Source organism: Vibrio viridaestus, assembly GCF_003856525.1.
Lineage (GTDB): Bacteria > Pseudomonadota > Gammaproteobacteria > Enterobacterales > Vibrionaceae > Vibrio > Vibrio viridaestus.
On sequence record NZ_RJVQ01000003.1, the window covers coordinates 164674 to 190795 of the forward strand.

Genomic DNA, 26122 nt, shown 5'->3' on the forward strand with positions numbered 1-26122 from the left:
TATGACTCTTATTAAGAACTTTTGGAGACTCAGTTCTTTTTGCATGACGTTCTTCACCATACCTTATTGGACCATGATGCCATCTAAAGAATGGATTGTTATTATTTGCCTGCTTGTCTTCGTTAATATGACATTTTTCCAGTTTCACTGGATATCTGGGATAAGTGTCGCACTAATCATTATTATTGCAAAGGGAAATATCATTGAGTACCAACACGAACACCTTACCAGTAATGGGCAGAATATTATCATAAATGGTAAAGCTGGCAGCTTTTTTAAACAAAATAACTTTGGTTTTAGGGGCATCTTTGAGGTACATCAGGTAAATAGACACCGATTCCCAGTGGGGTTGAGACCTAAGGTCTTGTTATACTCTCAGAGTATGATAGCACTGGATCAAACAGCTTCATTTTCCGCTAAGATCAAACCCATTGTGGGTCTAAAAAATGAGACTGGATTTGATGCTGAAAGTTACTATTTTTCTCATTCAGTATTAGCAAAAGTCTTTGTGGTAAAGGAACTCAATCGAGATATTGAAAGTCACTATTCGTTGCGTCAATGGTTATATGACTGTTTTACTCGTCAAACCTCTAAACTCAGTAATAAGGCACTTGCGAATGCCATTAGTTTTTCTGACCGAACCAATCTCACTCAGCAGCAATGGACATCATTAAAGTCTGCTGGAATTGCACATTTAATTGCGATATCTGGTCTGCACATCGGAATCGCTTACTTGATCGGCTTTGGATTTGGCAAATTATTTGTTCGAGCAGGTAACCTCACTTTATGGATACCTATTATTTTTGGTGCATTAATGGCGCTCGGATATGCATGGTTAGCTGGCTTCAGTATATCGACAATAAGAGCTCTCATTATGGTATCAGTCAACATTGGTATACTGATATTTCGAGTTAAAATTTCTCTTACGACTCGACTGCTCATCACATTATCATTTGTCTTAGTCATCGATTCTTTTGCTTTCCTATCTTCAGGTTTTTGGTTGTCTTTCGGAGCTGTGGCGGTTGTCTTTACTCAAAAACAGTGGATGCCGGATATAAAAAACCACTGGGGTCGGATCATATTGCTCAATGGATTGCTAAGTATCGCTATTCTGCCAATATCAGGTTTTTTCTTTGGTGGTGTTAGCTTATTTTCTCCTATTTATAACAGCCTTCTTATCCCACTTTATACTTTGGCGATCATTCCCTTATTATTTTTGTTATTGGGAACCAGTGTGCTTGTGCCAGATATGGCAAATTGGATGTGGATAAGTTGGGATAGGTTATTGAGCATCGGCCCTTGGTTAACCCGAGATGCAGATGTTGGTTGGATTGCCGTATCTGGTTCACTGGTCTTATTTACAGCTGCAATCGTTATATTGCTTATGGTTCGTAGGGTATTGGGACCTAAAATAATACTGTGGAGTATCTGCTGTGTATTTTCTTTACTGATGGTTGATACTCAACGACAAGATGTATGGAAGGTGACCGTGCTTGATGTGGGGCAAGGAAGTTCGTTGCTTATCGAGCGGTTTGGTCATTATATCCTTTATGACACAGGGAAAAGTTGGCAAGGCGGTAGCATTGCAGAATCTGTTATATCTCCTGTATTAACCTATCGAGGAGCCAAGAAACTTGATGGTTTTATTATCAGTCATAATGATAATGATCACTCAGGCGGTGAAAAAGATATTCTATCTGAATGGCAACCTGACTGGCTAATGACGAGCCGATCAACACAAGAACAACGCCCGTGTGTTCAAGGTAATACTTTTTTATGGTTTGGCCTCACATTTGATGTTGTTTGGCCAACTACCCTCGTAGCAAATCCTCGAAACAAAGATTCTTGTGTCATTAGAGTCAGTGATGCTTACGGGAATTCTGTGTTGTTAACTGGCGATATTTCTAAAATAGAGGAGTGGACACTCGTTCATTCAAAGAGGCGCGTTAAATCTGATGTTATGATCGTACCCCATCACGGGAGTAAAACATCGTCTTCGAGAGACTTCATTGAGTTGGTTGAACCCGAATTAGCGATTGCAAATCTGGCTTACAATAACTTCTGGGGATTTCCATCTGCAGAGACGACGAAAAGTTACGCCCTAGAAAACGTAAAATGGATGGATACAGGGATGTCGGGATCAATTGATATCACTTTTTATTCAGATGGTTATGAAATCGGAACTTCTCGCTCAATGTCTGTCCAACCATGGTATAGGCAGATGCTACGTAAAAAGGTAGAATAACGCCTCAATTAAAAAAGAGAATTCGATAATATATGTCTAACGAGACGGATCAAACTACCTGGACTACGTTTAAGCGTCTATGGACCTACATTCGTGATTATAAGTCGGGTCTAATTGTCGCTACTATTGCGTTGATTCTTAATGCTTCTGCTGACACTTATATGGTGTCATTGCTCAAGCCACTTCTTGATGAGGGTTTTGGATCGGCTGATTCAACTTTTCTTCGAACGCTTCCTTTTATTATTCTCGGAATGATATTTCTCCGTGGTTCAAGTGGCTTCGTATCCAGTTATTGCCTGAGCTGGGTGTCTGGTCATGTCGTTATGCGAATGCGGCGCAACGTATTTAATAAATTCATGCATATGCCCGTCAGTTTCTTTGATAAAGAATCCACTGGAGGGTTGTTATCTCGTATCACGTACGACTCTGAGCAGGTAGCAGGCGCGACGAGCCGAGCTCTGGTTAGTATTGTTAGGGAAGGGGCGAGTATCATTGGTCTACTATTCCTAATGTTTTGGAACAGCTGGCAGTTGTCACTGGTATTACTTGTAGTCGCTCCTCTGGTTGCTTACGCTATTCGTGTGGTATCAAAACGTTTTCGTCATATCTCCAAGAATATGCAATCGGCAATGGGCGAAGTAAGTTCCTCTGCGGAACAGATGCTAAAAGGACATAAAGTCGTATTGAGTTATGGAGGACACTCCGTTGAACGTGCGCGGTTTGATTCGGTGAGTAATCGTATGAGGCAGCAAACGATGAAACTCGTTGCGGCTCAGTCAATTGCTAACCCTGTGATTCAGATGATCGCTTCTATAGCGGTTGTCACGGTTCTGTTTCTTGCCAGTGTTGATTCCATTCGAGACCAACTGACTGCAGGTACATTTACGGTTGTCTTTTCTGCGATGTTTGGACTGATGAGGCCATTAAAAGGTCTAACAAGTGTTACGTCTGATTTCCAACGTGGTATGGCTGCAAGTCAAACTTTGTTTGATTTGATGGACTTAGAAACCGAAAAAGATACAGGAACTCTGAAGAAAGACGACATTCAGGGTGATATCAGTGTCGAAAACGTTACGTTTACGTATTCAGGAAAGGAAAAGCCCGCTCTGAATAATGTGTCCTTTGAGTTGCCTAAAGGAAAAACGCTTGCGTTAGTGGGACGTTCGGGGTCAGGTAAAAGTACCATAGCGAATTTGTTTACTCGTTTTTACGACGTTGATAGTGGCGTGATTAAGTTAGATGGACATAATATTCAGGAGTATCGACTCTCGAACTTACGAAGTCACTTTGCCCTTGTTTCGCAAAATGTGCATCTATTCAACGATACCATAGCAAACAATATCGCGTATGCCGCTACCGAGACCTATTCTCGAGAGGAAATTGAAAAGGCGGCGAAGCTCGCTCACGCAATGGATTTTATAGAACGTATGCCTGATGGCCTCGATACATTGATTGGTGAAAATGGTGCGAGTTTATCTGGTGGGCAACGTCAACGAATTGCTATTGCCCGAGCATTACTTCGTAATGCCTCTATTCTCATTTTGGATGAAGCAACCTCAGCGTTAGACACCGAATCTGAGCGAGCTATTCAGGCTGCTTTAGATGAGCTACAAAAGGATAAAACGGTGCTAGTGATAGCGCACCGTCTTTCAACCATTGAAAAAGCGGACGAAATTTTGGTCATCGATGAAGGTGAGGTGGTTGAAAGAGGAACTCACAATGAGTTAGTTTCTCATGATGGGCCGTACTCACAGCTTTATAAAATTCAATTTGGTGAGTAGTTCGCGTGATAGAAAAACTTTGGTACGAGCGTTCATTATTAGGTTTTTTTCTATATCCCATACTGCTTCCGTTAGGTAAGCTTTATAAAATGATTAGTGAGCGACGCCGAAATGCTTACCTCTCAGGAATGAAAAGTCGTTACAAGAGTCCTGTTCCTATTATCATCGTTGGCAACATTACTGCTGGTGGGAATGGGAAGACACCAGTAGTGATATGGCTTGTTGAACGTTTAAAAGAGATGGGATTTAAACCCGGCGTCGTTTCTCGAGGTTATGGTGGTAAGTCTGACACGTATCCTTTGAATGTGACCGATCAAATTAACGCTAACCAATGTGGCGATGAGCCAAAGTTAATAGCAAGTAGAACAGGGGTGCCAGTCTCGGTCGATCCTGTTCGTTCTGAGGCAGTTAAACAGCTTTTACTCGAGTCAGTCGATGTGATCATCTCTGATGATGGTTTACAGCATTATGCTCTGGATAGAGATATCGAGTTTGTCGTTGTAGATGGTAAGCGACGTTTTGGAAACCGAAAGTTCATACCGCAAGGTCCACTGAGAGAAGGGCTAGACAGGCTGTCATCGGTTGATTTCGTTATTAATAATGGTGGAGTGGCTGATGAGGGTGAGTTATCGATGATTCTCGTACCTGAACTCGCTATCAACCTTGTTAATGGTGAAAAAAAATCGGTGTCTCAGCTGCAAAACCTAAAGGCGTTCGCTGGTATCGGGCATCCCCCACGTTTTTTCTCTACACTAAACCAATTGGGTGCCAACCCGGTCGAAACGGTATCTTTTGCTGATCATCAGGATTTCGACGAACAAACATTAAAGCCTTTTGCAGAGCATGATGGTGATATTATCATGACAGAAAAAGATGCAGTAAAATGTAAACAGCTTGCTAGAGCTAACTGGTGGTATTTACCCGTGAGTGCTCAATTTAGTTCTGAGGAAGCAGAACAAATAACGAAAAGAATTGAAGAGGTCATTGCAAGTTATGGATCATAGACTATTAGAGATTGTGGCATGTCCCGTTTGTAAAGGTAAGTTAACCTATGACAAAGAACGTCAGGAGCTGATTTGTAAATTTGACCGTTTAGCTTATCCGATTAAGGAAGGGATTCCCGTTTTATTAGAGCCGGAAGCAAGAAGCATGTCTATGGATGAGGGACGATAATGTCTTTTTCTGTTGTCATTCCTGCTAGATATCAATCAAGTCGATTGCCAGGTAAACCGTTGGAATTGATAGATAATAAGCCGATGATTCAATGGGTTTATGAGCAGGCAGTTCAGTCGGGTGCTGATGATGTCATCATTGCGACTGACGATGAAAGGGTTCGTGCAGCAGTTGAAGCGTTTGGTGGTCAGGTATGCATGACTGCAACTACACATGAATCAGGGACTGAGCGTTTAGCGGAAGTTGTTCATAAAATGGGGATTCCAGAGAGTCACATTATTGTTAATGTTCAAGGCGATGAACCATTGATACCACCTAAAATTATTCGTCAGGTCGCGAATAACTTGGCAAATAGTACTGCGCCAATGGCGACTTTGGCGGTGGAAATACAGGATACGGACGAAGTTTTTAATCCGAATGCAGTAAAAGTAGTCACTGACAAAGACGGATACGCAATTTATTTTAGTCGGGCATCAATTCCTTGGGATAGAGAGCATTTCGCTGCGCATGAAGTGGTTCATCCTCTTAAGAGACACATCGGCATATATGCTTACAGAGCGGGATTTATCGGACAATATTTAAATATGCCGGTAAGTCCGATTGAGAAAATCGAAAGTTTGGAACAGCTTCGGGTTCTCTGGCACGGTGAGAAAATACACGTTGATATAGCCGAAATTGCGCCTCCAGCCGGTGTGGATACACCTGCCGATTTAGAAGCAGTTCGCCAGTACGTCGCTAAGAACAAATAGCATCAGAATAAAAAAGGAGCATCTGCTCCTTTTTTCTGGCTCAATTGTTCATGCCTTTAATCATGCTTTGAAGGGCAGGTTGCGAGAATTTCAGAACGTCCCGTTTCCATTTTTTCCTGTAAAATTACATCAAAGCCCCATAGTCGGTGCATGTGTTTCAATACTTCTTTATAGCTTGGGTCCAATGGAACTCTGTTATGAGGAACATATTGCAATGTTAGCGAACGGTCTCCACGAACGTTAACGTTATACACTTGGATATTCGGCTCTAAATTACTCAGATTATATTGCGCTGCAAGTTTTTCTCTGATTTTTCTATACCCCATCTCATCGTGTATTGCGCTGACTTCTATGTAGTTTTTAACATCATCATCACAGATTGAAAAGAGCTTAAAATCACGCATAAGTTTCGGGGAAAGATATTGGCTTATAAAACTTTCATCTTTGAAATTATGCATAGCAAAGTGAACTGCTTCTAGCCAATCACTTCCAGCTAACTCAGGGAACCACTCTTTATCCTCATCTGTTGGCTCTTCACAAATTCTACGAATATCTCGGAACATAGCAAACCCAAGAGCATAGGGGTTTATACCACTATAGTAGGGGCTATTATAGGACGGTTGAGCGACTACACTTGTATGACTGTGTAGAAATTCAAGGATAAACTTATCTGAGACTAGTCCTTCATCATACATATGATTAAGTATTGTGTAGTGCCAGAAAGTTGCCCAGCCTTCGTTCATCACCTGTGTCTGCTTTTGCGGATAAAAGTATTGGCTAACTTTTCGAACGATTCGAACAATCTCCCGCTGCCAAGACTCAAGTAATGGGGCATGTTTTTCGATAAAATAAAGAATGTTTTCTTGAGGTTCACTCGGGAACCGGAATTGTTGGTCTTCTTCCCTCTCCTTAACCTTGGGAAGTGTTTTCCACAGATCATTTATTTGTGACTGCAGATAAGCTTCACGCTCTTCTTGTCGCGCTTTTTCTTCTGCAATCGAGATCTTTTCAGGCCTTTTATATCTATCAACACCGTAGTTCATCAGGGCATGACATGAGTCCAATATCTCCTCGACCTCTTTAACCCCATATTTCTCTTCACATTTTGAAATATAGTTTTTGGCAAAAAGAAGATAATCTATTATCGAACTGGCATCGGTCCAAGTTTGGAATAAATAATTACCTTTGAAGAAAGAATTATGTCCGTAGCAAGCATGTGCCATAACTAACGCCTGCATCGTAATTGTATTCTCCTCCATGAGGTAGGCGATACAGGGGTCTGAGTTAATAACAATCTCGTAAGCTAAACCCATTTGACCGTGACGGTATCCTTGCTCCGTCTGGATGAATTTCTTTCCAAATGACCAATGGTTATAGTTGATAGGCATACCAATACTTGAGTATGCGTCCATCATTTGCTCTGATGTGATAATTTCGATCTGGTTTGGATAAAAATCCAGCTTGTAATGCTCAGCTACACGTCTTATTTCAGTATGATATTGATCGAGTAACTCGAACGTCCAGTCAGGACCATCCGGGAGCATTTTACTCTTATTCTTTGGAGCAGCTTCTTTCGTTTTTGTCGCCATTGCGTCCCCCTTAAACAGTTTCTTTGTGGAACAACTCCCTGAATACAGGGAATATATCGTCCACAGACTGGATATTTTTCATGTCGAAGTTATCTAGAGACTCGAGTTTTTGGTATTCATGCCACAATGTCTGATGCGAACGACGAGTTATCTCGATGTAGGCATAATATTGGCATCTCGGAAGAATATCGTCAGTAAGCAATGACCGACATCTAGGGGAGTCATCTGCCCAGTTATCTCCGTCCGATGCTTGTGCACCATAAATGTTCCACTGATCGACTGGATAACGGTCTTCAACAATTTCTTTCATTAATTTGAGGGCACTGGAAACAATGGTTCCACCGGTTTCCTGTGAGTAGAAAAACTCGTGCTCATCCACCTCTTTTGCTTGGGTATGGTGACGAATAAAGACCACTTCTACGTTTTTGTAAGTTCTGGTTAAGAACAGATACAACAATACATAAAAGCGTTTTGCGATATCCTTAGTTGCCTGATCCATTGAACCTGACACGTCCATCAGACAAAACATTACTGCCTGACTTGAAGGGATAGGGCGTTTTTCGTAGTTCTTATATCTTAAATCGAATGTGTCAATAAATGGCACACTGCCAATTTTACTGCGTAGCTCTTCGATCTCTTCTTTGAGTCGCCTTTCCTCCAGTAACTCTGGTGGCTCACATTTCGCGATACGTTCAAGCTCAGCTTCAAGTTCGCTAACGAGCCTGCGTTTCCCAGCCGTCATGGCTGTTCTTCGTGCAAGAGATTGCTGCAGAGAACGAACAACGGAAATGTTGGAAGGCATACCCGCGGTTTGATAACCAGCTCTATGCGTTTTCCATTCGGTGATACGATTGATTTGGCGTTTTTCTAGATTAGGCAAAGCTAAATCTTCGAAGAGTATGTCCAGATATTCGTCTTTTGAAATTTCAAATACGAAATCATCTGAGCCTTCCCCGTCTTGACTTGCATCACCTTCACCAGAACCGCCGCCTTGACCTCCACCACCCTGAGGGCGGTCAATCTTATCACCAGTTATGAATTGATCATTACCAGGGTGTACTCGCTCTTTAAAGCCACCTTTGCCCTGATGAAAAATAGGTTCGCTAATATCGCGTTTAGGAATTGAAACCTCTTCGCCAGTTTCAGTATTTGTGATTGAACGGCGATTGACGGCATCTGCGACCGACTCTTTTATTTTTTGTTTATGGCGACGTAAGAAACGCTGGCGGTTTACCGCGCTTTTATTCTTACCGTTCAGCCTTCTATCAATAAATTGCGCCATGAAATTCCCCTCATATTCTGTTTCTGAGATCGACTCTTACTCAGAAACGCACTCCAAACAATCTTGATAGGGGAGGACGTCCCCCCCTTTCTTTGTGAAGTGCATTAATTCAACATCATGATTATTGATGAGAATTAAGAAGATTTGCGTACACGAAGATACCATTCAGACAAGAGTCGGACTTGTTTCTCTGTGTAGCCTTTTTCCATCATACGCGCGACAAAGTCGTCGTGTTTTTTCTGCTCATCAGAAGATGTTTTGGCATTAAACGAAATAACAGGTAGTAGCTCTTCTGTGTTTGAGAACATTTTCTTCTCAATTACAGTACGCAGTTTTTCGTAGCTCGTCCATACTGGATTGTTACCGTTGTTATTCGCTCTCGCACGTAGAACGAAATTCACGATTTCATTACGAAAATCTTTCGGATTACTAATACCAGCTGTTTTCTCGATTTTCTCCAATTCATTATTCAAAGCAGCACGATCGAATAACTGTCCTGTTTCAGGGTCTCGATATTCCTGATCTTGGATCCAGAAGTCGGCATAGGTTACGTATCTATCGAAGATGTTCTGTCCGTATTCAGAGTATGACTCTAAATAAGCAGTCTGAATTTCTTTACCTATAAACTCAACAAATCGAGGAACTAGGTATCCTTTTAAGAACTCTAGATAGCGTTCGGCTGTTTCTTGAGGGAACTGTTCACGTTCAATCTGTTGTTCAATAACGTAGAACAAATGAACAGGGTTAGCGGCAACTTCAGTTTGGTCAAAGTTAAATACACGTGAAAGTATCTTAAATGCGAAACGTGTTGATAGCCCTGCCATCCCTTCGTCCACACCCGCATAGTCGCGATACTCCTGATAGCTTTTCGCTTTAGGATCGGTATCTTTTAATGTTTCACCATCATAAACTCGCATTTTGGAGAAAATAGATGAGTTTTCTGGTGCTTTCAAGCGTGAAAGAACGCTGAATTGAGCCAGAGTTTCTAACGTACTTGGTGCACATGGAGAGTTGGAAAGCTCACTGTGATCCAGGAGTTTTTGGTAAATTTTAACTTCTTCGGAAACACGTAAACAATAAGGCACTTTCACGATGTAAACACGGTCAAGGAACGCTTCATTGTTTTTGTTATTGCGGAACGCTTGCCATTCAGATTCGTTTGAGTGAGCAAGAATCATCCCTTCAAATGGTAATGCTGACAGCCCCTCAGTACCGTTATAGTTTCCTTCTTGAGTTGCTGTTAATAATGGGTGAAGCACTTTGATTGGTGCTTTGAACATCTCTACAAACTCCATCAGACCCTGGTTTGCACGGCATAGTGCACCAGAGTAGCTATAAGCATCTGGGTCGTCTTGTGAGAAATGCTCTAATTGGCGAATATCGACTTTACCAACCAAGGAAGAGATATCCTGGTTGTTTTCGTCGCCAGGTTCTGTTTTGGCAATGGCAAGTTGATCGAGAATTGATGGTCTCACCTTGACCACTTTGAATCTCGAAATATCACCGCCGTAATCATGTAGGCGTTTTGCTGCCCACGGAGACATAATGGTTTTGAGGTAACGTTTATCGATACCATATTCTTTTTGCAGCAATTCACCATCTTCATTAACGTCAAACAGGCAGAATGGGTGGTCATTTACTGGACTTCTGACTCCATCCGCTGTGAGTACATAAATAGGCATAAGTTGCATTAATGCTTTTAGTTTCTCTGCTAGGGACGATTTACCGCCACCAACAGGACCTAATAAATAAAGAATTTGTTTCTTCTCTTCCAATCCTTGTGCTGCATGCTTCAAGTATGAAACTATCTGCTCGATGGCCTCTTCCATTCCATAGAAATCTTTGAAGGTGTCATAGCGAGCAATCACTCGGTTAGAGAATAGACGACTCAATCTAGGATCTTTAGACGTATCCACTAACTCGGGTTTACCTATAGCCATGAGCAAACGTTCTGCTGCATTGGCATAAGCACTTTTGTCTTCCTTACAAAGATCAAGAAATTGCTGCAAAGACAGTTCTTCTTCTTTTGCTGCCTCGTAGCGAGATCGGAAATGGTCAAAAATACTCATAGTTAATTCCCCTCTAAAATGTCGAAATGACATGTAACCGCTTAAACGCAAACCGTTAACACTTTAAGCCTAGTCCTTGTTTACCAATTCTGCTTAAAAAATATGTGTTTATTTACAAAAAACCGATCAATTTGATGACCGAATGGCATGCGGTGAGAAGGTCTATTACAACAGAATCGACGGTATAAATAGTTCGTTGTGGGAATAATATTTTGAGTAAATAGTAGACTACTGGAGAGGAAATAAGAAAATGAAGAGATTCACAGAATCTCTTCATTGTTTAGACTAAGCACAAAAGATTTGTCCGAACTCCGATGGAGAAAGATGATATTGTCGTGGACAGTTTTTCCAAGTCTTTAGCATGCGTTGATATTTATCGAGCATAGGGACTTGGCTATTAAAATAGTGATCGCCTCTATCAAATTGATTATACATACCTTCTGAATCAATTAAGAAGCGTACGTAGTTAACGAGCTGAGGTTCCGAGGATAGATCGAAACCTAAGAATTGAAGTCTTCGCACATCAACGTTTAGTTGTTGTTCTGCAGGCAGATTTTTATGACTCTCTTGCATTGCATGATACATCTCTAAAATATCGAGTATCTCTTTGCATTCGTCGTCATGAAGGCAACCAAAGTCTTTGTTCATTTCTTTCATATTTAGCTCATAACCACGTTCCACAATAGTTTGTAGGCGTTTGTATTTCTTTGAATTTTCGGGGTCGAGCTGAGACATCAAATAATATTGGTTTGATAAAATGAGTCGTTGAGCATTCGTCATTTCCATAGTAGCAACCTATCAATATTCATTAGTAATCGGTAAATTTTCTGCAGTTAGAATATCGTCAACAACGTGCTTGAAACATGATCTGAACACGTCTTTTGTGCATATAAAAATGGATTTTTAATGAGAAATTGATACAGGTTAGAAATTTTAATTTGTGAGATAAAAGATACAGCAGCCAGTAACAACTGCTGTACATTCTAGTAGTCTTAGTATTTTACGTTTTCTTGATATTGACTGAGAATATTTTGGATACGATCCATGGTCTCTTTAGACGGAGGATTTACGCCATCAAGTGGGTAGTCAAGGCCAAGAGCTTCCCATTTATGAGCACCTAGTTTGTGGTAGGGAAGAAGCTCAACTTTAGTAATGTTTGTCATTGGTTTGATAAATTCGCCGAGCATATGAGCAGATTCATCATCATCTGTGTAGCCTGGAACGACAACGTAGCGAATCCAAGTATTTTGCCCACGTTGATGAAGATAGTTAGCAAAATCTAAGGTTCTTCGGTTTGATACCCCGATAAATTTCTGGTGTATTTCATCTTTCATTTGCTTGATATCAAGCATCACCAGGTCTGTTACATCCAGTACTTCGTCGATGACTGGTGTATATTTACGAATATATCCATTCGTATCCAAACATGTATGAATACCTTCTGCGTGCGCAGCAGTAAACAAGTCACGGACAAATTCTGGTTGTAGCATCGCCTCACCACCAGAACACGTGATACCTCCACCAGAAGCTCTCATAAAGTGTTTGTATGACTTCGCTTCAGTAATAATCTCTTCTACCGTGGCCTCTTTGCCGCTATGTACATCCCAAGTATCTCTATTATGGCAGTACATACAACGCATTAAACAGCCTTGCATAAAGACAATGAAACGAATTCCTGGGCCATCTACTGTGCCACAAGATTCAAACGAGTGAATACGACCTATCGTTGACATAACTTAATCTCAATACTTCATTTGTGGTTATTTTATTACAATTAAATACTTTTATGTAGCACTGAGTTAAATCAGTTCCTCAATATTTAATGTTAGTAGTCGATAAAATTATGTTTTTTTTGTGTTATAACAATGTTAATTATAAATATATCAACCAAAATACTGGATTATGTGTTGTAGATAGAATAAAACTCGGGAGATTAGCAATCGATGTTTGTTAAAAACTTATCGCAAAAACAAAAGCTTACTGCTTTTACAGTTTTGCTCTGTATTGGTTTTATTGTCATGGCCACCTTTATTGCGTCCAAATTATCAGACATGACTAAGCAGTACGAGCAGAGTGGAACTATTTCTCAAGGTGCAGGAACTTTATTTGAGACTCAGGCCAAGTTGCTCCAGATCGGGTCAGAAGCTGACAAATTGAAAAGCACCAATGTTTCCAATTTTGAGGCAATGATTAAGAATGTTCGCACTGAAGTCAAAGAAGATGTCGAATTTCTCAATCAGTTTGGTTTTACCAAAGAAGGGCAGGATTTTGAACAGGCCATGGATGACTATAACAAGGCTCTGACGCCATGGCTCAAAATGAAGGCGGAATTAGGCTTTACCAAAGATGAAGGTGTTACTGGTCAGATTCAAACTAACATCGCAGCTATTGAGAATAAAATTCAGGAAACTGGAATGGTCACTGTCGTGAGTGAATTCCAAGCGATGGTCAAATCTCAGCAAAAATATTTAGAAGCACAAACAGAGCAGAACGAAAAGTTACTGAAAAGAGCAAAGCTGCAATTTATTAATATTTCAAAAACTTACGCAATGCTGAATTTGTACGAAAAGGACCTTGATGCTTTAGAAAAAGCGTTTTCTCGTTCTGTAGAGCTCACCAATCAATTAAAAGACACTACCTCACAAGTGGAGTCTGCCCAAAATCGTGTACTTAAATCGATTGAGTTAGCCTCGGGTAAGCTCATTAGTATGAGTGATCAATATCAGACTCAAGCCAGTAACGATGCGAGTGAAACTCAGCTGTCCGTACTAATCGCATGCTTTATTCTTGCGGTAGTTACCGTTCTCATCTTTGTTATGATCAGCATCTCATTGACCAAATCGTTAAAGCAAACCAAGACGGTACTGGATAAGCTATCCTCGGGGGATTTATCTCAACGACTTCCTGTGTCTGACAACAAGAATGACGAGTTTAATCAGTTAGCCTTAGCGATTAACGATACCTGTGAACATTTGGGCAAGTTGGTTCGTCGTGTTCAATCAAGTAGTGAAGAGCTTTCAGGAGATTCGGCATCATTAAATAATGGATTGGATCAGTTAGTCGAAGCTCAGTCGAACGTATTGCATCAAACAGAAATTCTTGCCTCAGCAACAGAAGAAGTGAGTGTTACAGCGCAAGAAGTATCTAATTCACTCGAATTTGTTTCAGATGTCAGCCGACAATCAACTACTGCTGCGGAAAATGGTGGTATCGTAATCGAATCTGCAATTAAAAGTTTGGAAGAAGTTGGCAGTATTTTACAACGAGCAACCAGTCATACTCAGCAGTTGGAAGAGGCGTCTGCGAAAGTTGATTCGGTCATGGAGATTATCAACAGTATTGCCGAGCAAACCAACTTACTTGCTTTGAATGCGGCTATCGAGGCAGCAAGAGCTGGTGAGCAAGGCCGTGGTTTTGCTGTTGTTGCAGATGAAGTAAGAAGTTTGGCTGTAAGGACAGTAGATGCTGTAACCGATATTACTCACACGATTGAAACGATGAAACGCGAGAGTGGAGAAGTGATTCAGTATATTGAGCAGTCTGAGGGAACGGTTAAGATAGGTCAAGAAAAAGGCCTTGAAGCGCGTCAGGCTCTGGGCGAAATTACTGAGAAAGCTAAAGAGGCAACGTACCAGACGGAAGTCATAGTTTCCTCAATAAAAGAATTGGCGCAGACGAGTCACTCTATGGCTGACAACATGTCAGAAATATCGACGCTGATGAAAGACCTTGAATCAAATAACGAAGCACTGCGCAAAACGAGTCAGGTAGTTGATGAACGTTCTACGGGGCTATCTAGAGATTGCCAAAAATTCACTATTTAGGTCAGATTGTTCTGCTTAACTCAGAAACAATAAAAAACCCGCAAATTGCGGGTTTTTTGTTACTGCTATAAACTCAGCGAGCTTACATTGACTCAGTAAAAGTACGAGCAATGACATCTTGTTGCTGTTCAGCTGTTAGCGAGTTAAAGCGAACTGCATAACCAGAAACACGGATTGTTAGCTGAGGATATTTCTCAGGATGTTTCACTGCATCAAGAAGAGTTTCACGGTTTAACACGTTAACATTTAGATGTTGACCACCTTCGATTCCAGACTCATGGTGGAAATAACCATCCATCAAGCCAGCAAGGTTAGAACGTTGTGAACCTTCTTCCTTACCAAGTGCATTAGGTACGATAGAGAAAGTATAAGATATACCGTCTTTTGCGTGCGCAAATGGTAGTTTACCAACAGAAGTCAATGAAGCAACTGCACCTTTTTCATCACGGCCGTGCATTGGGTTAGCACCAGGACCAAATGGAGCGCCAGCACGACGACCGTCAGGTGTGTTACCAGTTTTCTTACCGTACACTACGTTAGAAGTGATAGTAAGGATTGACTGTGTTGGGATTGCATCACGGTATGTTTTCAATGAACGGATTTTGTTCATGAAAGTTTCAACTAATTGACATGCAATGTCATCAACGCGATTGTCATTGTTACCAAATTTTGGATAGTCACCTTCAATTTTGAAGTCTACCGCTACGCCGTCTTCGTCACGAATTGGTGTTACTTTAGCGTATTTGATTGCAGATAGTGAGTCAGCTGCAACAGATAGGCCAGCGATACCACAAGCCATAGTACGTTTCACGTGTAGGTCATGTAGAGCCATTAGTGAAGCTTCATAGCTGTATTTGTCATGCATGAAGTGGATGCAGTTCAATGCTGTAACATATTGTTTTGCCAACCAGTCCATGAAGTGGTCCATCTTGTCCCAAAGCTCATCGTAGTCAAGAACTTCAGACGTGATTTTAGGCATTTTAGGACCAACTTGTGCTTTAGATTTTTCATCAACACCACCGTTGATAGTGTAAAGCATAGTTTTAGCAAGGTTCGCACGAGCACCGAAGAACTGCATTTGTTTACCAACAACCATTGGAGATACACAACATGCAATTGCATAGTCATCAGATTCGAAGTCTGGACGCATTAGGTCATCGTTTTCGTACTGGATAGAAGAAGTATCGATAGATACTTTAGCACAGAAACGTTTGAAGCCTTCAGGTAGTTTTTCAGACCAAAGAACAGTGATGTTTGGCTCTGGAGAAGGACCCATTGTGTATAGGCTGTTTAGGAAACGGAAGTTAGTTTTAGAAACTAGAGTACGTCCGTCAAGACCCATACCACCTACAGATTCTGTTGCCCAGATTGGGTCGCCAGAGAATAGGTCATCGTATTCAGGAGTACGTAGGAAACGAACCATACGCAGTTTCATTACGAAGTGGTCGATCATTTCCTGAGCGTCTTCTTCAGTAATTTTACCTGCGTCGATATCACGTTGGATAAAGATGTCTAGGAATGTAGAAGTACGACCTAGAGACATAGCTGCACCGTTTTGAGATTTAACAGCAGCTAGGTAACCGAAGTAAGTCCATTGAATAGCTTCTTGAGCTGTTTCAGCTGGGCGAGAAATGTCACAACCGTATTTCGCAGCCATTTCTTTGATTTGGCCTAGAGCACGGTGTTGTTCTGCAACTTCTTCACGTAGTTGGATAGTTGCTTGTAGGTCTTCGCCGTTTTCCATTTGCTCTTGAAGAGAAGTGAATTGAGCGAATTTATCTTTCATCAAGTAGTCGATACCGTAAAGAGCGATACGACGGTAGTCACCGATGATACGACCACGGCCGTAAGCATCTGGAAGACCAGTCAGAACGCCGGATTTACGACATGCTAGGATTCCTGGAGTATATACGTCGAAAACACCTTGGTTATGTGTTTTACGGTATTCATGATAGATTTTTGAAACTTGTGGATCCAGTTCACGGCCATAAGTTTTGCATGAACCTTCGATCATACGTACACCACCGTTAGGGATGATCGCACGTTTTAGAGGAGCTTCAGTTTGTAGACCAACGATTTTTTCTAGATCTTTATTGATGTAACCTGCATCGTGAGCAGTGATGGTAGAAATAACAGAAGTATCGAAATCTACAGGAGCGTGTGTAGAGTTTTCTTGTTTAATACCTTCCATTACTTTAGCCCAAAGCGTTTTAGTCGCTTCAGTACCTTCAGAAACTAGGAAAGATTCGTCGCCTTCATAAGGAGTGTAGTTTTTTTGAATAAAATCGCGAACGTTTACTTCGTTTTGCCAATCACCTTCAGCAAAACCTTCCCAAGCTTTAGCAAATTGCTCTGCCATGACATACCTACCTTATTAGTAGAAAAAACACGCACTGTTGTTGCTGTTGAGCAAGCATTCCTTGTGAGTAAGGAACAGTGCACTCTCTGATTTAAAAAACAATATAAACAGTCAATATGACGTGAAATCGACTTTTGATATTGTCTTTCTTAACTCAATTGGTTGAAGCACATAAATTCTTTGTAACTAAACCACGAGACCTAGGTTAGATTAAAAAAAAGGAGCAAACCTTAAACTAAATCAATAAATCTTAAAAAAAGCGCAGAATTCTTGGTTGTTATTTGAGCGTTGTTACTCAACTAGTGTTATTTCTCTTCTTGTGATCACTTCTACCCTCATCTTGATACAGCATCAACCAGTTGTGTATAAAATTATCATTATGTATCAAAATTGTTGCATTAATTTTAGCTGTCGTTATCGATTCATCATGATAAATTTGATTTAGAGCATTTTTATCGAAATTTTATGCCATATTTTGAATATATACTCATATATTATATTTACTTATGTCGGCTTGCTAGGTTAATAATTTGTTGAATGTTTTTGGGCGGAGTGCTAGTTTAAAAAATATTATCGAGCCTCAGGCACAACATATTATCGGGGAGTTCTAGCGCATGAGTCGAAGTCCAGCGCTTACTATTAATAATTTACATAAGACGTTTGGTGACAATGAGGTCTTGAAAGGCATCTCTCTTGAAGCTTTTAAAGGGGATGTCGTATCGATTATAGGTTCATCTGGTTCAGGGAAAAGTACATTTTTACGCTGTATCAATTTGTTAGAGACGCCAACTGCTGGTGATATCTGGGTGAACGGCGAGCAAATTGAAATGGCAGTGAATAGTAAAGGACTGTACTTGCCAACGAATCAGAAACAGGTTCAACGAATTCGTTCCCGATTAGCGATGGTTTTTCAAAGCTTCAATCTTTGGTCACACATGACTGTTTTAGAAAACGTGATTGAAGCGCCTGTACATGTTCTTGGCATTAATAAAGATGAAGCTATAGCGAACGCCGAAAAAATATTACTCAAAGTGGGTCTGCTGGAACGCAAGGATTACTATCCGAGTCATTTGTCGGGCGGGCAGCAGCAACGAGCAGCAATTGCTCGTGCATTAGCGGTAAACCCGGAAGTCATGTTATTTGATGAGCCTACTTCAGCTCTCGACCCTGAGTTAGTAGGAGAAGTGCTAGGAGTAATGAAGGATTTGGCCAATGAAGGGCGGACGATGCTTGTGGTAACTCACGAGATGGCATTTGCGAGGGATGTTTCAAATCATGTGATGTTCTTACATGAAGGTAAAGTGGAAGAGCAGGGTGTTCCCGAGCAACTGTTCACTTCCCCAAAATCGCCTCGGTTAAAACAATTTATATCGACAGTGTACTAGAATAATTAAAACTTAAATAACAACTATAAAGACAGGAGTATGGAAATGAAAAAGTGGTTACTTATGGCTGCGATAGCAGCGGTAACAACAACTGGAGTCGTACAGGCAAAGGATTGGAAGGTTGTTCGATTTGGTACTGAAGGTGCCTATCCTCCATTTAGTTGGACAGAAGCCGACGGTTCATTGAAAGGTTTTGATGTGGACATGGCGAATGCATTATGTGCGCAAATGCAGGTTAAATGTAAAATAGTTCAACAAGATTGGGATGGTATTATTCCGTCTCTGTTAGCTCGTAAATATGACGCTATTATCGCTGCCATGTCCATTACCGAGGAACGTAAAAAGAAAGTTGATTTTACGGATAAATATGCACTGATTCCTAACAAATTTATTGCTAAAAAGGGGACTAAGTTAGAGTTCACCAAAGAAGGCCTTAAAGGGGTAAAAATTGGCGTACAGAGAGCAACAACACATGATCAGTACTTGACTGATAATTACGGCGATTCAGTTGATATCGTTCGTTATGGCTCTTTTGATGAAGCGTATTTAGATCTTGCTAACGGTCGTATTGATGCTGTTCTGGGTGATGCCTCTGCGCTTGAAGAAGGCGTATTGAACAAAGAGGGGGGCGATAACTATGAATTTGTTGGCCCATCTTTGACCGATCCTAAATGGTTTGGGGATGGCTTTGGTATCGCAACACGTAAACAAGATAAAGAGCTTACCGCGAAGCTGAATGATGCTATTAAGGCGTTGCGCGAAAACGGCGAGTACAAGAAAATCGAAGCGAAATACTTTAACTATGACGTTTACGGCGACTAGTTCACTTTTAATCTAAAAGTGCTTTTACAGTCTCAAACAACAGAGAGCAGAACGCTTCTCTGTTGTTTTTCTTTATTTATGAATACCAGATAATTTACATGTTTGATCTTAAAGGATACGAGGGGGCCATATTCAGTGGTGCTCTGTTAACTATAGAAGTTGCTTTGTTATCATTAGTCATGGCTGTGATATTGGGTATGCTGGGCGCATTGGCAAAGTTGTCCACAAATCACTTGGCTAAAGGCATTGCGACTGTCTACACCACCGCTATTCGTGGTATTCCCGATCTTGTCTTGATGATGTTGATATTTTTTGGCGGTCAGATTTTTCTTAATAGTAGCCTTTATAATATTAATGAGTGGATAAATGGTGCGATATCCATGCTTGATTCAAGTCATGAATGGACTTCTTACCTACCTGATTATTTGGATGTAAGCCCATTTATTGCGGGTGTATTAACCATTGGCTTTATTTTTGGAGCATACATGGCTGAGACGTTTCGTGGCGCTATTCTAGCGGTGGATTCGGGAGAGTTAGAAGCCGCAAAAGCATATGGCATGAGTCCAGCACTTGCTTTTCGCCGAATCTTATTCCCCCAAATGGTACGACATGCTTTACCGGGCTTTGGTAATAACTGGCTTGTCTTACTAAAAACAACGGCGTTGGTTTCCATTATTGGGCTTGAAGATATGGTCCGAATGGGCGCTATTGCAGCGGGTTCTACGAAAATGCCGTTTACCTTCTATATGACAGTGGCGATTATTTTTCTCTTTTTTACTAGCGTTTCTACGGGATTACTCCGTGTTGTAGAACGAAAATACAGTGCACACATAAAATAGCTATGGATTTCTCAATAATTATTGATACTTGGCCGATGTACCTGGGTGGCCTTTGGACAACAACCTGGCTGGTGGCGCTATCGCTTGTCATCGGTTTTACAATTGCCATACCTCTTGCTCTGGCTAGAAATAGTCGCTGGTTGATTTTATCCCAACCGGCTTGGCTTTATATTTATTTCTTCCGCGGTACACCATTACTTATCCAGTTGTATCTCATCTACTATGGCATGGACCAGTTTATACCCGTTAAAGATACATTGTGGGAGAACGCATGGTTTTGCGCTCTAGTGGCCTTTGTCTTAAATACATCAGCCTATACTGCTGAGATATTCAGAGGGGCTATCAACGGTCTTCCTAAGGGAGAAATCGAAGCCGCTAAGGCCTTTGGCATGTCAACCGTTCAAATATACAAACGTATTATATTACCCAGTGCTCTCAGACGCTCATTACCCGCTTACAGCAATGAAGTTATATTTATGCTCCATGGTAGTGCGGTTGCGGGTATTGTAACGATTATTGATCTTACTGGTGCAGCTAGACTGGTGAATGCTCGTTACTATGCACCTTTCGAAGCATTTCTCACTGCTGGACTATTCTATATGATGCTTACGTTCATCATACTGGCGACGTTTAAGCAGTTAGAGAAATATTTATTGGCTTATATGCGTCCAAGAAGTTAACTCAAATGTGCAGCTGAGTGTTGTGTTACAACCTCAGTTGTGTCGCTACATTGCAACATTTTCTGTGTTACTGTAATGATATTGAATCCAAATAGACAGTAACTCAATGATAAAAAGAATAAGATTACTCCTCGTAGATAGTGCCTGGTTTGTTCCTTTTCTTTATGGTGTGGGGGGATTTGTCCTTACCATATTTACACACTTAACCAGCATCTATTTTCGACATGATTTACCGCATTTTATTTATATTGAAAAGGATTCCGCTGCGTCTCTACTAACGGCATCGTTTACTAGCCTCATGACAATGATGACGTTCAGCTTCTCGACCATTCTAATGGTGCTCACGACGTATTCGTCGCAATTTTCTCCTCGAACAATCAATAATTTTCTAACCAACTCTACGGCCAAACACACGTTGGGTCTCTTTATACTGACCACCATCTATGGAATATCGAATCTCTTTTTGATTCGGGCAGAACAGGAAAGCTCAGTTATTGCTTCTGTTGTTATCGTCGCGTTGGTCATTCTATCTATTTGGGCTTTCGTAAAATTTATTCAGACGATCAGTGTTTCGATACAAGCCGAAAGGTTGCTTTCTACTCTTCATAGAGAAGCACTATCGGTTATCCATGAGCAGAGAGAGACATTGGATAGAAATGATGTCTTTATCGATTCAAAGCCTGACGGAAGCGCGTTTGATTCCGTTCCTATTTATGCGGAGAAAACTGGGTATATTCAGCTCTTCCTGAAAGAAAAGTTGGCAGACTCACAGCATGACTTTGAATCCTATGTTGCAGTAGGCGATTTTGTCGCGAAAGGCGATATTTTAGGCTATTGGAAATGCGATGAAATGAAAACGCAAACATCGCTTTTTACCATTGGAGAAAATCGCTCCTCTATCCAAGATCCCTCTTTCGTTGTTGAGAAACTTGCAGAAGTGGCTCTGAAAGCTATTTCTCCGGGTATTAATGATCCTAATACTGCCATTCATGCTATTCACTACATTGGAGATGTGCTCCGAGAGTTAGCTGAAATCCCTGACGGCGATTTTATTTTTAAATCTGACGATTGTTCTTGGCATATGAAGCGTAAACCAATGGGGGATATTTTATTTGATACGTTTGCATCATTAAAATCCTATGCAAACAAAGATATCTTTGTTCTCGCGGCGTTATTTGACGCTTTACGTATTGCTCAGGTAAACATGGATAAAACACATAATATTGCGTTTAAAGAGATTATCACCTATCTGGAAGATACGATTAGTTGGGAAGAGTTACACTGTAGAGAAAAGCAGTTTCTGAAGAAAAAGCTCTGTAGCGTAAGTCAAAAATAGGATGAATGAAACGAGGGAAGGGTGAGTCACCACCCTTCATATCGTCTATAAGTCCGCAAAAACTGACCAAATCGGAGCATGGTCAGAGGGTTTTTCTATTCCTCGAAGCTCATAATCAATATCTGATTCGACGCATTGTTTGGCCACAGAGTCAGTCGCGAGAATGACGTCTATTCTCAGCCCTCTGTTATCGTCAAATCCACGTGAACGATAGTCGAACCATGAGTAACGTTCAGTCACATCTGGATTAACGAGACGATAAGTATCTTTCAAACCCCAGTCACATAGCTTTTGATACCATTCACGCTCTTCAGGTTGGAATGAACATTTCCCAGTTTTTAGCCAACGTTTACGGTTAACTTCACCAATGCCAATATCTTTGTCTTCCGGACTGATGTTGATATCTCCCATGATGACTAAGTTTTCATCGTTCGAGTGATGTTCAGTAAGATAGGTATTCAGGTCGGAATAGAATGCTCGCTTATAAGGGAATTTCGTCTCATGACTTATGTTATCGCCTTGGGGAAAGTAGCCGTTCATGACACAAATACTCTGACCATTTTCTGTAGCAAATGTCCCAATAATCATACGTTTTTGATGCTCGGCTGTGTCGGTCGGAAACCCCTTAGTTATCGACAATGCCGGCTTTTTAGAGAGTAGTGCGACACCATAGTGCGCTTTTTGCCCGTGAAAATAAACGTGATAGCCCATGGCTTCTATATCGGCTAGCGGAAAAGCTTCGTCATGTACTTTGATTTCTTGGAGGCCAATAATATCCGGAGAGTGTTTATCAATGATTGCCTGCAGTTGATGAAGTCTGGCTCTTAGGCCATTTATGTTAAAGCTGATGATTTTCATTGGTAATAATGTCCTTCGCGGATGCTGTTAATTATTTATTTTTTTTAGGTAATCGTTTTTAACGATGTCGAGAGCTTTCAGTGCAATCTCTGGTTCAATATTATTCTGTTCAAGAAGGTAAATTAGGTCAACGGCCAACTGAATTTCTTCTGGCGCATCTTTTAGGTTTTGTTTGGAATCTGACATGGTTATCCTTTGCGCTCTCTTTTCGCTATTTGATTTTCAATTTTGTTTTTAGATTGCTGGCAACGGGAAAGTCGTTGCTCGACGTTTAAAATTTGCTGCTGGATGAGTTGTCTTTTATCCGATTTAGACTCGACCAAAAGTTCCTGTTTGTCGATTAACATGAGCTGTAATCGTCGCTCCCAATCCTGATGCTGGGCAAGTTGTTGATACAATCCGTTTAGTGAGTAGTCTTTACTATGAAACTTAGGCTCGTATTGACGCAAGTTGAGAGTCGCAAGTTCACGTTGGATTGCGCCCATTTGATTGATGAGCCGATCGCTCAGGTAGCTTACAGATGACTCGTACTGACTACCACGCTGGGTCACTACATGTTGAAGTTCAGCGAGCGTTTGTTTTAGCTCATTCACACAAGGTAACAGTAAGCGTGAATTACATTTAAATAGCGTTCTATCAAATCGTTCTGAAACATGCTCGCCTTTTTGTTCGTCAAGATGTTTTGCCTGACTTTTCAGCGTATCAATGTGGTTGGCAAGTTCGATGAGCTTGGTATTGTCCATAAGTTTTCATTATCGATGTTATTAGGGTCAGGATGGCACGAAAATGGTTGTAGTGCTAGTTTGTATAATGTACGACTCTTTTCATTGGTGGTAATGAATCTAACAGGGCTTTTCCGTATCGCTTTGAAATAATTCTTCGATCCAGAACAACTACTCTCCCGGTGTCACTTTCTTTTCTTATCAGACGACCAACACTTTGCACTAACTTTTTACTCGCATCAGGAACGGATATTTGCAGAAATGCATTCCCGCCTTTACTTTCTATGTATTCAGCATGCGCTCGTTCGATGGGGGAGGTTGGAACCGAGAAGGGTATTTTAGTGATGATCACATTTTCTAGCAGTTCTCCTGGTAAATCTAACCCTTCAGAAAAACTTCCTGTGCCAAATAAAACCGATGTGCCGCCCATCTTTATAGTAAAAGCATGTGTTTTTAGAAGTGATTCTCGAGAGGACTTACCTTGTATTAAAAGGCTCCAGCCTTTCTTTTTTAGTTCTTTTGATATCTTTTTTGCAACAGATTCCATTTGCCAATAAGATGAAAATAAAACTAGGTTTGCTTTCTTTTCGAGAATAAATGTCGGTATTTTTTCTGCCAATTCATCTGTAAATTGGTCGGCTGAAGGTTCGTTAATCATTGTAGGAACGATTAGCTCTGAGTTATTTTTATAGTCAAATGGAGAGGCGAGAGAAAGAAAACGTACTCCATCTTCAGGCTTAGTACTAATTCCTGTTTGATAGCAAAAGTGATCAAATGAATTTAGGGCACGCAATGTTGCGGAAACGAATACAGATCCAACGCAGCGACTCCACAGTTGTTGGTCGAGTTTCCAACCCACTTCTAATGGCGATGAGCTGATAATATAATCTTCGCTTCCATCATCTCTTTTTTCTATCCAACGCGCCAAGGGGGCACCGTACTCTCTACTCGGCGTGGCCATCATACTCCATACTCGAGATAAATTATCTGTACGTGAAAGGTAGAATCCTAATTCTGATAAAATTGGGTCAGCTATTCTGGAGCTTAGCTTTCCTTCTTTGATTTGTTCCGCGAAAAGATCGGCTAATTTAGATAAATTTTGATTAGCTTTTTTTGTGAGAACTTTTAAATCCTTAGCTCGAGATTCAAGCCACTCTGGAAGAATACCATGCTCAAATCGGCAAACATGCTCTTCATATGGTAATGGTGACACGAAGGATAATAATTCCCGTAGCAACGGAATGATTTCCTGCAGAGCTGCATTTAGCTCATTTCTAAACCGGTAAGAGCGGGATTCGTCTAAGTGCGAAAGGTATTTAGCGGTGGCTTTATTCAGGTTTTCCAACCAGTTCGTTGAACCTTTTAGACTTGCTGATGCAGCTGAGCTATCTCGAGAAATGGGAGCAAGATGATGCGCTTCGTCAAATATATAGATAGACGATTCTGGTTCTGGTAGGACGATACCTCCGCCGAGTTCAGCATCAGCTAAAACTAAGTGATGATTTGCGACAATAACATCAGCTATCTCGACTTCCTGTCTTGCCTTTAAATAAGGACAATTATGGTGGTTAGAAAAGCCGTGATTGCATGAGTGTTTATCGCTGACAATAAGATTCCACTGATCGTCAGGAATAGGTGTCGGCCAGTTATCTCTATCGCCGTCCCATTTACTCTTGCATAAGGCAGTGTAGAGTTCATCAAAAAGAACTTTACTCTTTTCGTCTGGTTTTGTCTCCAAAAGCACAAGTTGGTCGCTTTCATCCGGCCTGGCTACCGCGGCCAGTTTCTCTTTACAACAGTAGCGCTGCCTGCCTTTTGCTATACGAAACTCAAAATTAACTGGGCAAATACGCCGTAGAAGAAGTAGATCTTTTCTGATCAGTTGTTCCTGTAATGCGACTGTTGCCGTCGAAATGATAAGTTTACGATTATTTAGGACGGCCACAGGAATGGCTGCCATCAGGTACGAAAGTGATTTGCCAATTCCTGTGCCGGCTTCTGCCACCAACACTCTATTAGTTTTATTGTATTCGCCCGATAAGGCTTTTGCGATTTCAGATGTCAAATAATTTTGAGCTCGACGCGGAACAAACTTCTCTAGATTCGATTGGAGGTTTCGATAACTCTGTTGTATCGACTTTTGAATTTTGGGTGTGAGCATGAGTGAATCCAATTTAGTAGGCCTCGGGATATTATCACAATCCTGTTTTACTGAGGAAGTTCCCTAAAAATTCAAATTTGGCGTTAAAAATTAGATCTAATTCACAAAAAAAATCGCTAAGACAGATACTTAATATAAATTTAGGGGATAAAAAATATTATCACTATACATTCAGGGTAAATGTTTTATAAAAACCCAAAATTTATATAAATAATGATGTTAAACAGATATAAATGCTAAATAAATGA

General features: G+C 40.9%; 21 protein-coding genes. 11 read left to right on the top strand and 10 right to left on the bottom strand.

Features of this window, described 5'->3' with window-relative positions; all coding sequences use genetic code 11:
* Position 1: 1 nt before the first annotated feature.
* The 5 genes from EES38_RS08335 to kdsB are packed head-to-tail and all read left to right on the top strand — an operon-like array spanning position 2 to position 5948.
* A complete protein-coding gene (locus EES38_RS08335) occupies positions 2–2245 on the top strand; it encodes a DNA internalization-related competence protein ComEC/Rec2 (protein WP_124936725.1) in 2244 nt (747 codons plus the stop codon).
* 32 nt (positions 2246–2277) lie between these two features.
* A complete protein-coding gene (msbA, locus tag EES38_RS08340; protein WP_124936726.1) occupies positions 2278–4026 on the top strand; it encodes a lipid A ABC transporter ATP-binding protein/permease MsbA in 1749 nt (582 codons plus the stop codon).
* Positions 4027–4031: 5 nt separating this feature from the next.
* Entirely contained in the window at positions 4032–5030 is a 999-nt protein-coding gene (lpxK, locus tag EES38_RS08345; protein ID WP_124936727.1) for a tetraacyldisaccharide 4'-kinase, read from the top strand.
* A complete protein-coding gene (locus EES38_RS08350; RefSeq protein ID WP_124936728.1) occupies positions 5020–5199 on the top strand; it encodes a Trm112 family protein in 180 nt (59 codons plus the stop codon). Before lpxK ends, EES38_RS08350 begins: the two co-directional genes overlap by 11 nt.
* On the top strand, positions 5199–5948 hold the full coding sequence (gene kdsB / locus EES38_RS08355; RefSeq protein WP_124936729.1) for a 3-deoxy-manno-octulosonate cytidylyltransferase: 750 nt from the start codon (positions 5199–5201) through the stop codon (positions 5946–5948). The genes EES38_RS08350 and kdsB overlap by 1 nt, the downstream gene beginning before the upstream one ends.
* Positions 5949–6004: 56 nt before the next feature.
* On the opposite strand, the gene EES38_RS08360 is transcribed toward kdsB, so the two are convergent.
* The 5 genes from EES38_RS08360 to pflA all read right to left on the bottom strand — a co-directional run bounded on the left by EES38_RS08360 (position 6005) and on the right by pflA (position 12621).
* Complete coding sequence (locus EES38_RS08360; protein WP_124936730.1) at positions 6005–7537, bottom strand: SpoVR family protein; 1533 nt, start codon at positions 7535–7537, stop codon at positions 6005–6007.
* Between the two features lie 10 nt (positions 7538–7547).
* On the bottom strand, positions 7548–8819 hold the full coding sequence (locus EES38_RS08365) for a YeaH/YhbH family protein (protein WP_124936731.1): 1272 nt from the start codon (positions 8817–8819) through the stop codon (positions 7548–7550).
* 134 nt (positions 8820–8953) lie between these two features.
* The gene (locus tag EES38_RS08370; protein WP_124936732.1) at positions 8954–10888 is read right to left on the bottom strand and encodes a PrkA family serine protein kinase; all 1935 of its coding nucleotides are present in this window, start codon (positions 10886–10888) and stop codon (positions 8954–8956) included.
* Between the two features lie 285 nt (positions 10889–11173).
* The gene (locus EES38_RS08375; RefSeq protein WP_124936733.1) at positions 11174–11674 is read right to left on the bottom strand and encodes a YfbU family protein; all 501 of its coding nucleotides are present in this window, start codon (positions 11672–11674) and stop codon (positions 11174–11176) included.
* Positions 11675–11880: 206 nt separating this feature from the next.
* Positions 11881–12621 carry a pyruvate formate lyase 1-activating protein gene (gene pflA, locus EES38_RS08380; RefSeq protein WP_124936734.1) on the bottom strand — a complete coding sequence of 247 codons (741 nt, stop codon included), beginning with the start codon at positions 12619–12621 and terminating at the stop codon, positions 11881–11883.
* A gap of 210 nt (positions 12622–12831) precedes the next feature.
* Between pflA and EES38_RS08385 the strand changes: the two genes are divergently transcribed.
* Positions 12832–14712 carry a methyl-accepting chemotaxis protein gene (locus EES38_RS08385; RefSeq protein ID WP_124936735.1) on the top strand — a complete coding sequence of 627 codons (1881 nt, stop codon included), beginning with the start codon at positions 12832–12834 and terminating at the stop codon, positions 14710–14712.
* Between the two features lie 82 nt (positions 14713–14794).
* Here the strand turns inward: EES38_RS08385 and pflB are convergent, their stop codons facing one another.
* Positions 14795–17071, bottom strand: coding sequence for a formate C-acetyltransferase (gene pflB, locus EES38_RS08390; protein WP_124936736.1), 2277 nt, complete (start codon positions 17069–17071; stop codon positions 14795–14797).
* Positions 17072–17685: 614 nt separating this feature from the next.
* Here pflB and EES38_RS08395 point away from each other — a divergent pair.
* The 5 genes from EES38_RS08395 (at position 17686) to EES38_RS08415 (ending at position 22133) form a co-directional block, all read left to right on the top strand.
* Positions 17686–18456: an ABC transporter ATP-binding protein gene (locus tag EES38_RS08395; RefSeq protein ID WP_124936737.1), complete on the top strand. Its 771-nt coding sequence runs from the start codon at positions 17686–17688 to the stop codon at positions 18454–18456.
* Between the two features lie 45 nt (positions 18457–18501).
* Complete coding sequence (locus tag EES38_RS08400; RefSeq protein WP_166434224.1) at positions 18502–19278, top strand: ABC transporter substrate-binding protein; 777 nt, start codon at positions 18502–18504, stop codon at positions 19276–19278.
* Positions 19279–19376: 98 nt separating this feature from the next.
* The gene (locus tag EES38_RS08405) at positions 19377–20117 is read left to right on the top strand and encodes an ABC transporter permease (RefSeq protein WP_124936739.1); all 741 of its coding nucleotides are present in this window, start codon (positions 19377–19379) and stop codon (positions 20115–20117) included.
* Positions 20118–20119: 2 nt separating this feature from the next.
* Positions 20120–20797: an ABC transporter permease gene (locus EES38_RS08410; protein ID WP_124936740.1), complete on the top strand. Its 678-nt coding sequence runs from the start codon at positions 20120–20122 to the stop codon at positions 20795–20797.
* A 106-nt stretch (positions 20798–20903) separates the two neighbouring features.
* A complete protein-coding gene (locus EES38_RS08415) occupies positions 20904–22133 on the top strand; it encodes a DUF2254 domain-containing protein (RefSeq protein ID WP_124936741.1) in 1230 nt (409 codons plus the stop codon).
* A gap of 45 nt (positions 22134–22178) precedes the next feature.
* On the opposite strand, the gene xthA is transcribed toward EES38_RS08415, so the two are convergent.
* From xthA to dinG, 4 genes are read right to left on the bottom strand one after another with little or no spacing between them, the layout of a single operon-like run.
* Positions 22179–22991 (bottom strand): exodeoxyribonuclease III, encoded by an 813-nt coding sequence (gene xthA, locus EES38_RS08420; RefSeq protein WP_124936742.1) that lies wholly within the window; start codon positions 22989–22991, stop codon positions 22179–22181.
* A gap of 27 nt (positions 22992–23018) precedes the next feature.
* Positions 23019–23177 (bottom strand): pleiotropic regulatory protein RsmS, encoded by a 159-nt coding sequence (rsmS, locus tag EES38_RS08425; RefSeq protein WP_124936743.1) that lies wholly within the window; start codon positions 23175–23177, stop codon positions 23019–23021.
* A 2-nt stretch (positions 23178–23179) separates the two neighbouring features.
* Positions 23180–23734, bottom strand: coding sequence for a primosomal replication protein PriC (gene priC / locus EES38_RS08430; protein WP_124936744.1), 555 nt, complete (start codon positions 23732–23734; stop codon positions 23180–23182).
* Positions 23735–23789: 55 nt separating this feature from the next.
* The gene (gene dinG, locus EES38_RS08435) at positions 23790–25874 is read right to left on the bottom strand and encodes an ATP-dependent DNA helicase DinG (protein WP_124936745.1); all 2085 of its coding nucleotides are present in this window, start codon (positions 25872–25874) and stop codon (positions 23790–23792) included.
* Positions 25875–26122 lie beyond the last annotated feature (248 nt).

Coding starts and splice junctions, on each gene's coding strand:
- EES38_RS08375 (WP_124936733.1), bottom strand. CDS start 11,674: ATGGAAATGACGAATGCTCAACGACTCATTTTATCAAACCAATATTAT.
- EES38_RS08405 (WP_124936739.1), top strand. CDS start 19,377: ATGTTTGATCTTAAAGGATACGAGGGGGCCATATTCAGTGGTGCTCTG.
- xthA (WP_124936742.1), bottom strand. CDS start 22,991: ATGAAAATCATCAGCTTTAACATAAATGGCCTAAGAGCCAGACTTCAT.
- pflB (WP_124936736.1), bottom strand. CDS start 17,071: ATGGCAGAGCAATTTGCTAAAGCTTGGGAAGGTTTTGCTGAAGGTGAT.
- rsmS (WP_124936743.1), bottom strand. CDS start 23,177: ATGTCAGATTCCAAACAAAACCTAAAAGATGCGCCAGAAGAAATTCAG.
- msbA (WP_124936726.1), top strand. CDS start 2,278: ATGTCTAACGAGACGGATCAAACTACCTGGACTACGTTTAAGCGTCTA.
- EES38_RS08385 (WP_124936735.1), top strand. CDS start 12,832: ATGTTTGTTAAAAACTTATCGCAAAAACAAAAGCTTACTGCTTTTACA.
- EES38_RS08410 (WP_124936740.1), top strand. CDS start 20,120: ATGGATTTCTCAATAATTATTGATACTTGGCCGATGTACCTGGGTGGC.
- EES38_RS08360 (WP_124936730.1), bottom strand. CDS start 7,537: ATGGCGACAAAAACGAAAGAAGCTGCTCCAAAGAATAAGAGTAAAATG.
- priC (WP_124936744.1), bottom strand. CDS start 23,734: ATGGACAATACCAAGCTCATCGAACTTGCCAACCACATTGATACGCTG.
- EES38_RS08335 (WP_124936725.1), top strand. CDS start 2: ATGACTCTTATTAAGAACTTTTGGAGACTCAGTTCTTTTTGCATGACG.
- pflA (WP_124936734.1), bottom strand. CDS start 12,621: ATGTCAACGATAGGTCGTATTCACTCGTTTGAATCTTGTGGCACAGTA.
- EES38_RS08350 (WP_124936728.1), top strand. CDS start 5,020: ATGGATCATAGACTATTAGAGATTGTGGCATGTCCCGTTTGTAAAGGT.
- EES38_RS08370 (WP_124936732.1), bottom strand. CDS start 10,888: ATGAGTATTTTTGACCATTTCCGATCTCGCTACGAGGCAGCAAAAGAA.
- EES38_RS08415 (WP_124936741.1), top strand. CDS start 20,904: ATGATAAAAAGAATAAGATTACTCCTCGTAGATAGTGCCTGGTTTGTT.
- EES38_RS08395 (WP_124936737.1), top strand. CDS start 17,686: ATGAGTCGAAGTCCAGCGCTTACTATTAATAATTTACATAAGACGTTT.
- EES38_RS08400 (WP_166434224.1), top strand. CDS start 18,502: ATGAAAAAGTGGTTACTTATGGCTGCGATAGCAGCGGTAACAACAACT.
- dinG (WP_124936745.1), bottom strand. CDS start 25,874: ATGCTCACACCCAAAATTCAAAAGTCGATACAACAGAGTTATCGAAAC.
- EES38_RS08365 (WP_124936731.1), bottom strand. CDS start 8,819: ATGGCGCAATTTATTGATAGAAGGCTGAACGGTAAGAATAAAAGCGCG.
- kdsB (WP_124936729.1), top strand. CDS start 5,199: ATGTCTTTTTCTGTTGTCATTCCTGCTAGATATCAATCAAGTCGATTG.